Here is a 13333-nt window from a genome sequence, read left to right on the forward strand (position 1 = left end):
CGACCGTCACTCGACGGCAGCATTGATAACCCCAATGGCCTTTGGCCATTGGGGTTTTTTGTGCGCTTTTATCGCCTGGCGTCAGCGTGGCCTAAGGGGGTGACTATACTTACTGTTTTACAGTGTGCCGTGGGGGAATCATGAAGCAGAAGATAGAAACCTATCGGGCCGCCGCCGGCGGTTGGGATGCGGTGAAGGCGGTGGCGGGTGCGCTGCGCCAGCAGATGGATCTGCGGCGTGAGGTGATCGCCATGTTTGACATGAACAAACCGGATGGCTTCGACTGCCCGGGATGTGCCTGGCCGGATCCCAAGCACAGTGCCTCATTCGACGTGTGCGAAAATGGCGCCAAGGCATTGGCCTGGGAGGTGACGGATAAGCGGCTGGATGCCCCGTTTTTTACCGCGCATACGGTGCAGTCACTGCTGAGTTGGGACGATCACGCGCTGGAGGCCGCCGGCCGCCTGACCTTGCCGTTAAAGTATGATGCCGCCAGCGACCGTTACCTGCCGTTGAGCTGGCAGCAGGCGTTCGATGAGATCGGCGCTCGTCTGCAAGGTTATAGCGACCCGAACCAGGTCGAGTTCTATACCTCGGGGCGCACGTCTAACGAGGCCGCCTTCCTCTATCAGCTCTTCGCCCGCGAGTATGGCAGCAACAACTTCCCCGACTGCTCTAACATGTGCCATGAGCCAACCAGCGTCGGCCTGGCCGCCAGCATCGGCGTCGGTAAGGGAACGGTACTGCTGGAGGACTTCGAGCAGTGCGATCTGGTGATCTGTATCGGCCATAATCCTGGGACCAACCATCCCCGCATGTTGACCTCACTGCGGGCCTTGGTGAAGCGTGGGGCGAAGATGATCGCCATCAACCCCCTACAGGAGCGCGGTCTGGAACGATTCACCGCGCCGCAGAACCCGCTGGAGATGTTGACGGATGCCGAGACCCAGTTGGCCAGCGCCTACTACCGGGTGCGCATCGGCGGCGATACGGCGTTGCTCAAGGGGATGATGCGTTTATTGATCGAGCGCGATGAGGCGGCCCGCGCCGCCGGGCAGGCGCCGCTGCTGGATGACGCCTTTATTCAGACGCATACCGTCGGCTATGCCGATCTGCGTCGTGACGTACTCAATACGAACTGGGCGGATATTGAGCGGATCTCCGGCTTGCGCCAGGCCCAGATCGCCGAGCTGGTCGATGCCTATGCCGCCGCCGAACGTACCATCATCTGCTATGGGATGGGGATCACGCAACACCAACACGGGACGCAGAACGTACAGCAGCTGGTCAATCTGCTGCTACTGAAGGGGAACATCGGGCGGCCGGGAGCGGGCATCTGCCCGTTACGCGGCCATTCCAATGTGCAGGGCGATCGTACCGTCGGCATTACCGAGAAGCCATCGGCCGAGTTTCTGGCTCGTCTGGGGGAACGCTTCGGCTTCACGCCACCCTCGGCTCCCGGCCACGCGGCGGTCGCCAGTATGCAGGCGATTTGTTGCGGCCAGGCCCGGGCGCTGATCTGCCTGGGGGGAAACTTTGCGCTGGCGATGCCCGATCGGCAGGCGAGTGCCATTCCGTTGACCCAGTTGGATCTGGCGGTGCATATCGCCACCAAGTTGAACCGTTCGCACCTACTGACCGCGCACCATAGCTATATCTTACCGGTACTGGGGCGCAGCGAGATCGACATGCAAAAGAGCGGGGCTCAGGCCGTGACGGTGGAAGACTCGATGTCGATGGTGCATGCCTCGCGTGGGGTATTAAAACCGGCCAGTGCCTTACTGAAGTCAGAGTGTGCCGTGGTGGCCGGCATCGCCCAGGCGGCCTTGCCGCATAGCGTGGTGGCCTGGGAGAGCCTGGTGGAGGATTACGATCGTATTCGTGACGACATCGAGGCGGTATTCCCGGCCTTTGCCGACTTTAATCAGCGTATCCGTCATCCGGGCGGTTTCCACCTGACCAATGCGGCGGCGGAGCGGCGCTGGTTGACGGCATCGGGTAAGGCTAATTTTATTCCCTGTGAGGGTCTGTTAGAGGATCCCGCCTCGGCGTTTAACAGCGAGTTGGTATTGGCGACGGTGCGTAGTCACGATCAATACAACACCACCCTGTATGGGATGGATGACCGTTACCGTGGGGTGTTTGGCCAGCGCGATGTGGTGTTTATCAGCGCCGAGCAGGCGCAGCGCTGTGGTGTGCAGGCGGGCGAACGCGTCAATCTGATCGCCTTGACGTCGGAGGGGAAACGCAGCGCTCGCCGAATGGATGGCTTAACGGTGGTGATCTACCCGATGGCCGATCGCTCATTGGCGACCTACTTCCCCGAGTCCAACCATATGCTGACCTTAGAGAATCATGACCCAGCGAGTGGCATCCCTGCCTATAAGAGTATTCCGGTGGTGCTGGAGCGGGTCGGTTAGAGATCCAGTTCGATGTCCTGCTGCACCTGACAGCAGCAGGGCAGGATCTCATCCGCCTGCAGGAAGGCCAGCGGCGGTTGGCGGTAGCTGACTCGACCGCGTAGTAGCCGACAGCGGCAGGCGCCGCAAAAACCGGAGCGGCACTGGTACTCCAGCGCCACCTGTTGCCGCTCCAGGCTCGCCAAGAGGGAGCCGCCATCATCGAGGTGGTCGACTTGGCGTCCGCTCCGCGCCAGCCGGATGCGGTAACGCACCGGCGCACAACCGTCACTCTCGCTTGCCGCCGTTTCCACGGCGGCGTCTAGGGCGTGCTGCGACATCAGAGTTGGAAGTCGCTCAGATCGTCGGTGTTGACTTCGGCGTCGATCTGTCCGACCAGATAGGAACTCACCTCGACTTCCTGCGGGGCGACCTGCACGTTGTCGGAGACCAGCCAGGCGTTGATCCAGGGGATCGGGTTGGAGCGTGTCTCGAAGGGCAGCGACAAGCCGACGGCTTGCATGCGGATATTGGTGATGTACTCCACGTACTGGCACAGAATATCCCGGTTTAGGCCGATCATCGAGCCGTCGCGGAACAGGTAGCTGGCCCAATCCTTCTCTTGCTGGGCGGCCTGCACAAACAGATCGTAGCACTGGGTCTCACACTCGGCGGCGATCTCGGCCATCTCAGGGTCGTCTTGCCCCGAACGCATCAGGTTGAGGATGTGTTGCGTACCGGTCAGGTGCAGCGCCTCGTCGCGGGCGATCAGCCGGATGATCTTGGCGTTACCCTCCATCAGTTCGCGCTCGGCGAAGGCAAAAGAGCAGGCGAAGCTGACGTAGAAGCGGATTGCCTCCAGGGCATTGACGCTCATCAGGCAGAGATAGAGCTTCTTCTTCAGATCGCGCAGGTTGACGATGACCGTCTTGCCGTTGACCTGATGCGTGCCTTCGCCCAGCAGATGGTAGTAACCGGTACTTTCGATCAGATCATCGTAGTAGACGGAGATGTCGCGCGCACGCTTGAGGATCTCCTCATTGCTGACGATATCATCAAAGACCACCGACGGATCGGTGACGATATTGCGGATGATATGGGTATAGGAGCGCGAATGGATGGTCTCGGAGAAGGACCAGGTCTCCACCCAGGTTTCCAGCTCCGGGATGGAGATCAGCGGCAGCAGGGCGACGTTGGGGCTGCGCCCCTGGATGGAGTCCAGCAACGTCTGGTACTTCAAGTTACTGATGAAGATATGTTTCTCGTGATCCGGCAGGGCCTGGTAGTCGATACGGTCACGTGAGACGTCGACCTCTTCCGGACGCCAGAAGAAGGAGAGTTGTTTCTCGATCAGTTTCTCGAAGATCTCATGTTTCTGTTGATCATAGCGAGCAACGTTAACCGGCTGACCAAAGAACATCGGTTCGAGTAGTTGGTCGTTTTTGTTTTGCGAGAAGATGGTGTAGGCCATACCCTAATCCTAGTGTGCCCCGCGGCGCGGGGCGTCGAAAATCAAGCGGAGATACCAGCGCTCCCGGCGGGGAGCGCCTGAGGCGGGAAGGTTAGATCTTACAGGCGCCACTTTCGCAGCCATCATCCTGTGTACTTCCCAGATCCTCCTGGGCATCCTCCGCACCGTCGCGGGTGTTTTGATAATAGAGCGTTTTCACGCCCAGTTTATACGCCGTCAACAGATCTTTTAACAGTTGCTTCATCGGCACCTTCCCGGAGGGGAAGCGTGACGGATCGTAGTTGGTATTGGCAGAGATCGCCTGGTCGATAAATTTCTGCATCAGGCCGACCAACTGCAGGTAGCCGTCGTTGTTCGGCAAGGACCACAGCAGCTCGTAGGCCTCCTGCAGACGCTCATACTCCGGCACCACCTGGCGCAAGATACCGTCCTTCGAGGCCTTGATGCTGATATAGCCGCGCGGCGGTTCGATGCCGTTGGTGGCGTTGGAGATCTGTGATGAGGTCTCCGAGGGCATCAGGGCCGACAGGGTCGAGTTGCGTAGCCCGTCGCGGACGATATCGGCGCGCAGGGTCTCCCAATCATAGTGCAGCGGCTCGGCGCAGATGGCGTCGAGATCCTTCTTATAGTTGTCGATGGGCAGGATACCCTGCGCATAACGAGTCTCATTGAACCATGGGCAGGCGCCTTGCTCACGCGCCAGCTGGTGGGAAGCCTTCAGCAGATAGTACTGGATGGCCTCGAAGGTGCGATGCGTCAGGGCATTGGCGCTGCCGTCGGAATAACGTACCCCATTCTTCGCCAGGTAGTAGGCAAAGTTGATCACCCCGATACCCAGGGTGCGACGTCCCATGGCGCCGCGCTTCGCGGCCGGGATCGGATAGTCCTGGTAATCGAGCAGGGCGTCGAGCGCACGTACCGCCAGGGTCGCCAACTCTTCCAGATCGTCCAGCGAGTCGATGGCACCCAGGTTGAAGGCCGACAGGGTACACAGGGCGATCTCACCGCTCTCGTCGTTGACGTCCTCCAGCGGTTTGGTCGGCAGCGCCACCTCCAGACAGAGGTTAGACTGACGAACCGGCGCCACCTGGGGATCGAACGGGCTATGGGTGTTGCAGTGATCGACGTTCTGAATATAGATACGCCCGGTGGAGGCGCGCTCCTGCATCATCAGCGAGAACAATTCGACGGCCTTGATCTTGCGTTGGCGGATGCGGTTGTCCTGCTCGTACTGTACATACAGGCGTTCAAACTCATTCTGATCGGCGAAGAAGGCATCGTACAGCCCCGGCACATCGGAAGGGCTGAACAGGGTGATCTCGCCGCCCTGGATCAGGCGTTGATACATCAGGCGGTTGAGCTGCACACCATAGTCGATGTGGCGCACACGGTTATCTTCGACCCCGCGGTTGTTTTTCAACACCAGCAGGCTCTCGACCTCCAGATGCCACAGCGGGTAAAACAGGGTGGCCGCGCCGCCACGTACTCCGCCTTGAGAGCAGGATTTCACCGCGGTCTGGAAATGCTTGTAGAACGGGATACAGCCGGTGTGGAAGGCCTCACCGCCCCGGATTGGGCTGCCCAGCGCGCGCAGACGCCCGGCGTTGATGCCGATGCCGGCACGCTGGGAGACATACTTCACGATGGCGCTCGAGGTGGCGTTGATGGAGTCCAGGCTGTCGCCGCACTCGATCAGCACGCAGGAGCTGAACTGGCGCGTCGGGGTACGCACTCCAGACATGATCGGCGTCGGCAGAGAGATCTTAAAGGTGGAGACCGCATCGTAGAAACGTTTGATGTAGTCCAGCCGTGTCTCACGCGGATAGTGGGAGAACAGGCAGGCAGACACCAGGATATACAGGAACTGGGCGCTCTCGTAGATCTCGCCGCTGACGCGGTTCTGCACCAGGTACTTGCCCTCCAACTGCTTGACCGCCGCATAGGAGAAGTTCATGTCGCGCCAGTGGTCGATAAAACCATCCATCTGTTCGAACTCATCACGGCTGAAGTCTTCCAGCAGATGGCGGTCATACTTGCCCATCTCCACCAGGCGCACCACGTGGTCGTACAGTTTCGGCGGCTCGAATTGGCCATAAGCCTTCTTGCGCAGGTGGAAGATGGCCAGACGCGCGGCCATATATTGGTAGTCCGGGGTCTCACGGGAGATCAGATCGGCGGCGGCCTTGATGATGGTTTCGTGGATATCCGCCGTGCGGATGCCATCATAAAACTGGATGTGGGAGCGTAGCTCAACCTGGGAGACCGAGACGTTCTGTAACCCTTCCGCGGCCCAATCGAGGACTCGGTGGATCTTGTCGAGGTTGATGCGCTCTTTTCTTCCGTCGCGTTTAGTGACGAGCAGACTCTGATTCATAGGATGCGTTCCTGTCCGTGTGATCCCCGGCGAGGCGTGCCCTGAGGGCCAGCGCCGCGCGGCATCAACACCCGGCGCACTAGTGGCTTGCTTGGGGTGTTAACACAATATATAGGGGGTTGGTGACGATGTGGCAACAAGATAGTGGTGTTTGCCGCGATTTGCAAGTGAACAAAATCGGCACGGCTTGTGGATAAGTTGGGGGTGAAATGTTACGGAGTGGACGGTAGACGGCGTCGGCTCTGGCACCATCCCCGTGGGGGATAAAATGGAGGCGGATTTAAAAAAATTGATCGTCTGCCGCTTTATTATTCATTGCTAAAATCACTAATCTTGATCTGCTTCGAGGTTGCTGCAAAAGCCATCGCATGGTGGACGGACGGCGCACCACTACCGCCCGCCTTACCTGCCTTTTCGCTACGCTCGCCTTAGTCCGCCTCGCGTTGGGCGTGCAACAGGTAGTTGACATCGACGCGGGTCCCGAGGGTGAAACGGTCACGCAGCGGGTTGTAGTGCATGCCGCACAGATGGCGTACCGTTAACGGGGTGCTGTCTAACCAGCCCATCAGCTCGGCGGGGCGGATAAATTTACGCGCATCATGGGTGCCTTTGGGGACCATCTTCAGCAGGTACTCGGCGCCGACGACCATCAGTAGCCACGACTTCGGGTTGCGGTTGATGGTCGAGAAGAATAACTGGCCGCCGGGCTTCACCAGGCGGGCGCAGGCATGTACGACCGAGCAGGGGTCGGGCACATGCTCCAGCATCTCCATGCAGGTGACCACATCATATTGTGCCGTGCCATCGGCGGCATGCTGTTCGACGGTCTCTTGGCGGTAGTCGACCGTGACTCCGCTCTCCAAGGCGTGCAGGCGCGCCACCTGGAGTGGCTCTCCTCCCATATCCAGCCCCGTCACGTCGGCACCGGCCTGCGCCATGGCTTCGGCCAGCAGACCGCCGCCACAGCCGACATCGAGCACCCGCTTGGCGAACAGCCCATCGGCTCGCTGCTGGATGTAATCCAGTCGGAGTGGATTGATGCGGTGTAGTGGTTTGAATTCGCCTTCGGGGCCCCACCAGCGTGAAGCGACGGCCTCAAACTTGGCAATTTCCTGCATATCAACGTTTTGTGACACCTCAGACTCCTTTAATTCGGCGCGCTGGCGCGCGCAAAAAATACCCATTAGCGCGGATTATACCTTTTCCACGCCACGGGCAAAGGGGCAGCGTTCAGGCAGGCAGGAATGGCGTGGCGCATTTCGCACAAGCAGTGCCTTTGTGGTATCATTGTCGTCTTTGTCATCGTGTATGCGCCTGGTTCTACTCGATGTATTGAGGGTAGCGGCAGATGAATAATTAGTAGAGGGATAGCAGCTCCATGAGCGACCTTGCCAGAGAGATTACGCCGGTCAATATCGAAGAAGAGTTGAAAAACTCGTATCTGGATTACGCCATGTCCGTTATCGTCGGTCGTGCGCTGCCGGATGTTCGGGATGGCCTGAAACCGGTACACCGTCGCGTCCTGTTCGCGATGAACGTGCTGGGCAATGACTGGAACAAACCATACAAAAAATCGGCCCGTGTGGTCGGTGACGTTATCGGTAAATATCACCCGCACGGTGACAGCGCGGTTTACGACACCATCGTGCGTATGGCGCAGCCCTTCTCCCTGCGTTACATGTTGGTTGACGGTCAGGGTAACTTCGGCTCCATCGACGGCGACTCCGCCGCGGCGATGCGTTATACCGAAGTGCGCATGGCTAAGATCGCCCATGAACTGTTGGCCGATCTAGAGAAAGAGACGGTGGATTATGTGCCCAACTACGACGGCACAGAGCAGATCCCCGACGTGCTGCCGACCAAGGTACCGAACCTGTTGGTGAACGGCTCGGCCGGTATCGCCGTGGGGATGGCGACTAACATTCCGCCCCATAACCTGACCGAAGTGATCAACGGTTGCCTGGCCTATATCGATGACGAGAACATCACCATCGAGGGGCTGATGGAGCACATCCCGGGGCCGGACTTCCCGACGGCGGCGATCATCAATGGCCGACGCGGTATCGAAGAGGCCTACCGTACCGGGCGCGGCAAGATCTACGTGCGTGCGCGCGCCGAGATCGAGACCGACGCCAAGAATGGTCGCGAGACCATCGTGGTGCATGAGATCCCTTACCAGGTCAACAAGGCGCGTCTGATCGAGAAAATCGCCGAGCTGGTGAAAGAGAAGCGTGTCGAAGGCATCAGTGCGCTGCGCGACGAGTCCGATAAAGACGGCATGCGTATCGTCATCGAGATCAAACGCGACGCGGTGGGCGAGGTGGTGTTGAACAACCTCTACTCCCAGACGCAGATGCAGGTCTCCTTCGGTATCAACATGGTCGCCCTGCATCAGGGGCAACCGAAGCTGCTGACCTTGAAAGAGTGCCTGGAAGCCTTCGTTCGCCACCGCCGCGAAGTGGTGACGCGCCGGACGATTTTCGAATTGCGCAAGGCGCGCGAACGCGCGCATATCTTGGAAGGTCTGGCCATCGCCCTGGCGAACATCGATCCGATCATCGAGATGATCCGTCATGCGCCGACGCCGGCGGAAGCCAAGGCGGCTCTGGTCTCCCACGCCTGGGCGCTGGGCAATGTGGCGGCGATGCTGGAGCGCGCCGGCGATGACGCCGCTCGTCCAGAATGGCTGGAGCCACAGTATGGCATCCGTGACGGTCACTACTACCTGACCGAGCAGCAGGCACAGGCGATCTTGGATCTGCGTCTGCAAAAGCTGACCGGCCTGGAGCACGAGAAGCTGCTGGATGAGTACAAGCTGCTGCTGGAGCAGATCGCCGCGTTGATCTTCATCCTGCAAAGCCCAGAACGCCTGATGGAGGTGATCCGCGAAGAGCTGATCGCCATCCGTGAACAGTTCGGCGACGCGCGTCGTACCGAGATCACCGCCAACACGGCGGACATCAACATCGAAGATCTGATCGAGCAGGAAGATGTGGTGGTCACCCTGTCGCATCAGGGCTACGTCAAGTATCAGCCGCTGAGCGACTACGAGGCCCAGCGTCGTGGCGGTAAGGGTAAGTCTGCCGCCCGTATTAAGGAAGAGGACTTCATCGAGCGCCTGCTGGTGGCCAACACCCATGACACCATCCTGTGCTTCTCTAGCCGTGGTCGCATGTATTGGATGAAGGTCTATCAGCTGCCGGAAGCCAGCCGTGGCGCCCGTGGCCGTCCGATCATCAACCTGTTGCCGCTGGAGGCCGATGAGCGTATCACCGCCATCCTGCCGGTGCGCGAGTACGCCGAAGGGGTGAATGTCTTCATGGCCACCGCCAGCGGGCCCGTGAAGAAGACGGCGCTGACCGAGTTCAGCCGTCCGCGTGCCGCGGGGATCATCGCGGTGAACCTGAACGACGGTGACGAACTGATCGGCGTCGATCTGACCGACGGTAACGATGAGGTGATGCTGTTCTCCGCCGCCGGTAAGGTGGTGCGCTTCAAGGAGGACGCTGTGCGTGCCATGGGCCGTACCGCCACCGGGGTGCGAGGGATTAAGCTGGCCGACGATGATCGCGTCGTCTCGCTGATCGTGCCGCACGGTGAGGGGGCGATCCTGACGGTGACTCAGAACGGTTACGGTAAGCGCAGCGCCGTGGCCGAGTATCCGACTAAGTCCCGTGCCACTCAGGGGGTCATCTCCATCAAGGTGACCGAGCGTAACGGTCGCGTGGTGGGCGCGGTGCAGATCGATGACGGTGACCAGATCATGATGATCACCGACGCGGGCACCTTGGTGCGTACCCGCGTCTCCGAGGTGAGCATCGTTGGGCGTAATACCCAAGGGGTGATCCTGATCCGTACCGCCGAGGATGAGCACGTCGTTGGCTTGCAACGCGTGGTCGAGCCGGTGGATGACGAAGAGCTGGACAGCATCGACGGTAGCGCCGCCGAAGGCGACGAGGAGATCGTGCCGGAGGTGGAGAACGACGACGAGGGGAGCGACGACGCGGAGTAAGCGTCGCCACGCCCGAGTAAACCAAGGCCGGTCTTGACCGGCCTTTTTGCTGTCTCCGCGCTTGTTGAGCCCCCGCTGGCGCGGCGCCAAGGGGGGCGATCGGCGTCAAGTCATTGCGCCGCGCGGGGTTTGCCGCTACCTTAACGCCATTCCTCCTGTCATCACGGTTACGGGTGCCACGTTGAAATATTTTGTCTCTTTTCGCACCACGCTCCGCCTGTCGCGCTACCTGTTCCGAACGCTGGCGTTGATGCTGTGGATCCTGGGCGCCCTGCTGACCACCTTCTATATTCTGAATCAGTTCCACCAGAAAGAGTCCGATATTCGCCAGGACTTCCACCTGAACTACGATCAGGCGGAGGCGGTGATCCGTCAGGCTAGCGCCACCATGCGCGACATTCGCTATATCGCCGAGAATCGCCTGGCCTGGTCGGGGGATGAGAGTATCCAGCCTTACAGCGGCGGGCTGTTGGACATCCACGGCGAGGTACCGCCGTTGTTGCCGGTATTCCCCGAGTCGGACTGCCGGCGAGCCAGCGACAACTATCGCACCTCGCTGCGGGCATTGAGCGGCTTCATCCGCTACTGGAAGGAGAACTTTGTCGCCGCCTACGATCTCAACCGCATCTTCGTCATCGGTGGTAGCAGCCTGTGCTTGGCGGATTTCAGCATTCGCAACGTACCGTTGGAGGGGGGGAACAGCCTGCGCTTATTACAGCAGCGTGTTAACCATTTCCGTAATAACAACGACAAGGAGCAGGTGTTGTACTGGGTGGTGCCGGGCACGCAACGGGACGTCGGCGCCCTGTATATCACTGCGCCAGTCTATGCGGCCACCCACCTGGAGGCGGTGCTGGGGATCGAGCAGACGCTGCGCCTAGAGGAGTTGACCAATCCCTCGGTACTGCCCATCGGGGTGACGCTGCTGAGCGATGACGGAGACGTGTTGCTGAGTTACGCCGAAAACGGGGGCGCGTTGCCGCTGCTGAATGGTTTGCCGGAGGATGACAACTATTTCGGCTATAACAGCGGCTACGATACCCTGCTGTTGAAGAAGAAGCTGCGTCCTAGCGGCCTGACTATCGTCTATTCGTTACCGGTACGGGTATTGCTGGAACGTTTTAACCTGCTGTTGATCAACGCCATCGTGCTGAACCTGATCAGCGCGCTGGTGCTGTTTGTGCTGACCTGGCTATTTGAGCGCAAGATGTTCCTCCCGGCGGAGAACAACGCGCTGCGCCTCGAGGAGCACGAGCAGTTTAACCGTAAGATTGTGGCGTCGGCGCCGGTGGGGATCTCGATCCTCCGGGTGAGTGACGGCAGCAACATCCTCAGTAACGAGTTGGCCCATAACTATACGCGCCAATTTACACCGGAAGATCGTCAACGCATCGTACGCCTGCTCAATGAAGAGCAGGTCAGCGTGCTGGATGTGATCACCGCGCAGAATCAGAACCTGCAAATCAGCTTCGTGCGCTCGCGTTACCGCAACGAGGAGGTGGCCATCTGCGCCATGGTCGACGTCAGTACCCGGGTGAAGATGGAGGAGTCGTTGCAGGAGATGGCGGCGGCGGCAGAGCAGGCCAGCCAATCCAAGTCGATGTTCCTGGCGACGGTCAGCCATGAGTTACGCACGCCGCTGTACGGCATCATCGGCAACCTGGATCTGCTGCGTACCAAGACGCTACCCGAGGAGGTACAACGTCTGCTGGGGGCGATGAGCAACTCGTCGGGACTACTGCTGAAGATCATCAATGACATCCTCGACTTCTCCAAGATCGAGTCGGAGCAGTTGAAGATCGAGCCGGGGCGCTTCGTCGCGCGCGAGGTGATCCCGCACATCATCGGCAACTACCTGCCGCTGGTGGTGCGTAAACGTCTGACCTTGTACTGCTTTATCGAGCCCGATGTCCCGGCGGAGATCAGCGGCGACATCATGCGTATTCAACAGGTGCTCTCTAACCTGTTGAGCAACGCCATCAAGTTTACCGATACCGGCTGCATTATCCTCCAGGCGCGAGTCAATGATTTTTATCTGGAGTTCCGTATCCGGGACACCGGGATGGGGATCCCGGCGCGTGATGTGCTGCGCCTGTTCGACCCCTTCTTCCAGGTAGGTAGCGGCGTGCAGCGTCACTTCCACGGCACCGGGCTAGGATTGGCTATCTGCGAGAAGCTGGTCAGTCTGATGGATGGGGATATCGCGGTGGAGTCGGAGCCGGGGCTGGGCAGTATCTTTACTATTCGTCTGCCGATGTATCAGGCCGTGCCGGCGCAGCCGATACAGCCGGCCTTGCTACAACGTACTCTATGGTTGGATATTCACAACGCCCGGTTGGAGCGTTACCTGCACGCGCTGCTGAGCGCGGCCGGGGCGCGGGTCTGTCTCTGTCCCGCCTCGTCAGACGAGGCGGCGCAGTCGGTGGTGATCAGCGATCATCCGTTGGCCGCCGAGACGCCTTTTGCTACCCGTATTCAGCTGCGCGCCGACTACTTGGGACACGCCTGTAGCCAAGCACCGGGCGCATGGGTGCTGAATACTGCCGCCCCGTTGGAGCTGTTGCAGCTACTCAACCGCCTCTTTGCCGCGCCGGGCGATGTGGTTAGCGAGGCGCTCGTCTCCTCGGGCGATGATGAGCAGGCGATGTCGCCGCAGGACTTCAGCGATATCGCGATCCTGATCGTCGATGATCATCCGATCAATCGTCGTTTGTTAGCCGACCAACTGAACTCGCTCGGTTTCACGCAGGTCAGCGCGGCGTGTGATGGGGTGGATGCCTTAGGCATGTTGCAGCAACAGCCGGCCGATATCGTGCTGACGGATGTCAACATGCCAAACATGGATGGCTATCAGCTGACGGCGCGTCTACGGCAGCAGGGGCGTACCCAACCGATCGTTGGCGTGACGGCCAACGCGTTGGCGGAGGAGCGGCAGCGCTGTATCGAGGTGGGAATGGACAGTTGCCTCTCCAAACCGGTGATGCGTGAGGATCTGCTGGCTTCGCTCAGCGGCTATGCGGTCGAGATCCGTCGCCATCGGGCGGCCACGCGCGGTGAATAAAAAAAGACCCCACAGA

7 protein-coding genes are annotated in these 13333 nt (G+C 59.8%); 3 read left to right on the plus strand and 4 right to left on the minus strand.

Annotated elements, in window-relative coordinates:
• Positions 1-140: 140 nt before the first annotated feature.
• Complete coding sequence (ydeP, locus tag DCL27_RS05335; RefSeq protein WP_035598424.1) at positions 141-2420, plus strand: acid resistance putative oxidoreductase YdeP; 2280 nt, start codon at positions 141-143, stop codon at positions 2418-2420.
• On the opposite strand, the gene yfaE is transcribed toward ydeP, so the two are convergent.
• The 4 genes from yfaE to ubiG form a co-directional block, all read right to left on the minus strand.
• Positions 2417-2740 carry a class I ribonucleotide reductase maintenance protein YfaE gene (yfaE, locus tag DCL27_RS05340; RefSeq protein ID WP_005288099.1) on the minus strand — a complete coding sequence of 108 codons (324 nt, stop codon included), beginning with the start codon at positions 2738-2740 and terminating at the stop codon, positions 2417-2419. The two genes, ydeP and yfaE, sit on opposite strands and share 4 nt — an antisense overlap.
• Positions 2740-3870: a class Ia ribonucleoside-diphosphate reductase subunit beta gene (gene nrdB, locus DCL27_RS05345; protein ID WP_005288097.1), complete on the minus strand. Its 1131-nt coding sequence runs from the start codon at positions 3868-3870 to the stop codon at positions 2740-2742. Before nrdB ends, yfaE begins: the two co-directional genes overlap by 1 nt.
• Before the next feature lie 91 nt (positions 3871-3961).
• A complete protein-coding gene (gene nrdA, locus DCL27_RS05350) occupies positions 3962-6244 on the minus strand; it encodes a class 1a ribonucleoside-diphosphate reductase subunit alpha (RefSeq protein WP_035598427.1) in 2283 nt (760 codons plus the stop codon).
• Between the two features lie 428 nt (positions 6245-6672).
• Positions 6673-7428: a bifunctional 2-polyprenyl-6-hydroxyphenol methylase/3-demethylubiquinol 3-O-methyltransferase UbiG gene (gene ubiG / locus DCL27_RS05355; RefSeq protein WP_228594480.1), complete on the minus strand. Its 756-nt coding sequence runs from the start codon at positions 7426-7428 to the stop codon at positions 6673-6675.
• Positions 7429-7622: 194 nt separating this feature from the next.
• Here ubiG and gyrA point away from each other — a divergent pair, with 194 nt between their 5' ends.
• Entirely contained in the window at positions 7623-10256 is a 2634-nt protein-coding gene (gene gyrA / locus DCL27_RS05360; RefSeq protein WP_228594481.1) for a DNA topoisomerase (ATP-hydrolyzing) subunit A, read from the plus strand.
• Between the two features lie 181 nt (positions 10257-10437).
• Complete coding sequence (gene rcsC / locus DCL27_RS05365) at positions 10438-13317, plus strand: two-component system sensor histidine kinase RcsC (RefSeq protein WP_035598445.1); 2880 nt, start codon at positions 10438-10440, stop codon at positions 13315-13317.
• Positions 13318-13333: the final 16 nt, after the last annotated feature.

This window comes from Edwardsiella tarda ATCC 15947 = NBRC 105688 (assembly GCF_003113495.2).
GTDB classification, from domain to species: Bacteria; Pseudomonadota; Gammaproteobacteria; order Enterobacterales; family Enterobacteriaceae; genus Edwardsiella; species Edwardsiella tarda.

Coding starts and splice junctions, on each gene's coding strand:
- ydeP (WP_035598424.1), top strand. CDS start 141: ATGAAGCAGAAGATAGAAACCTATCGGGCCGCCGCCGGCGGTTGGGAT.
- yfaE (WP_005288099.1), bottom strand. CDS start 2,740: ATGTCGCAGCACGCCCTAGACGCCGCCGTGGAAACGGCGGCAAGCGAG.
- nrdB (WP_005288097.1), bottom strand. CDS start 3,870: ATGGCCTACACCATCTTCTCGCAAAACAAAAACGACCAACTACTCGAA.
- nrdA (WP_035598427.1), bottom strand. CDS start 6,244: ATGAATCAGAGTCTGCTCGTCACTAAACGCGACGGAAGAAAAGAGCGC.
- ubiG (WP_228594480.1), bottom strand. CDS start 7,428: ATGGGTATTTTTTGCGCGCGCCAGCGCGCCGAATTAAAGGAGTCTGAG.
- gyrA (WP_228594481.1), top strand. CDS start 7,623: ATGAGCGACCTTGCCAGAGAGATTACGCCGGTCAATATCGAAGAAGAG.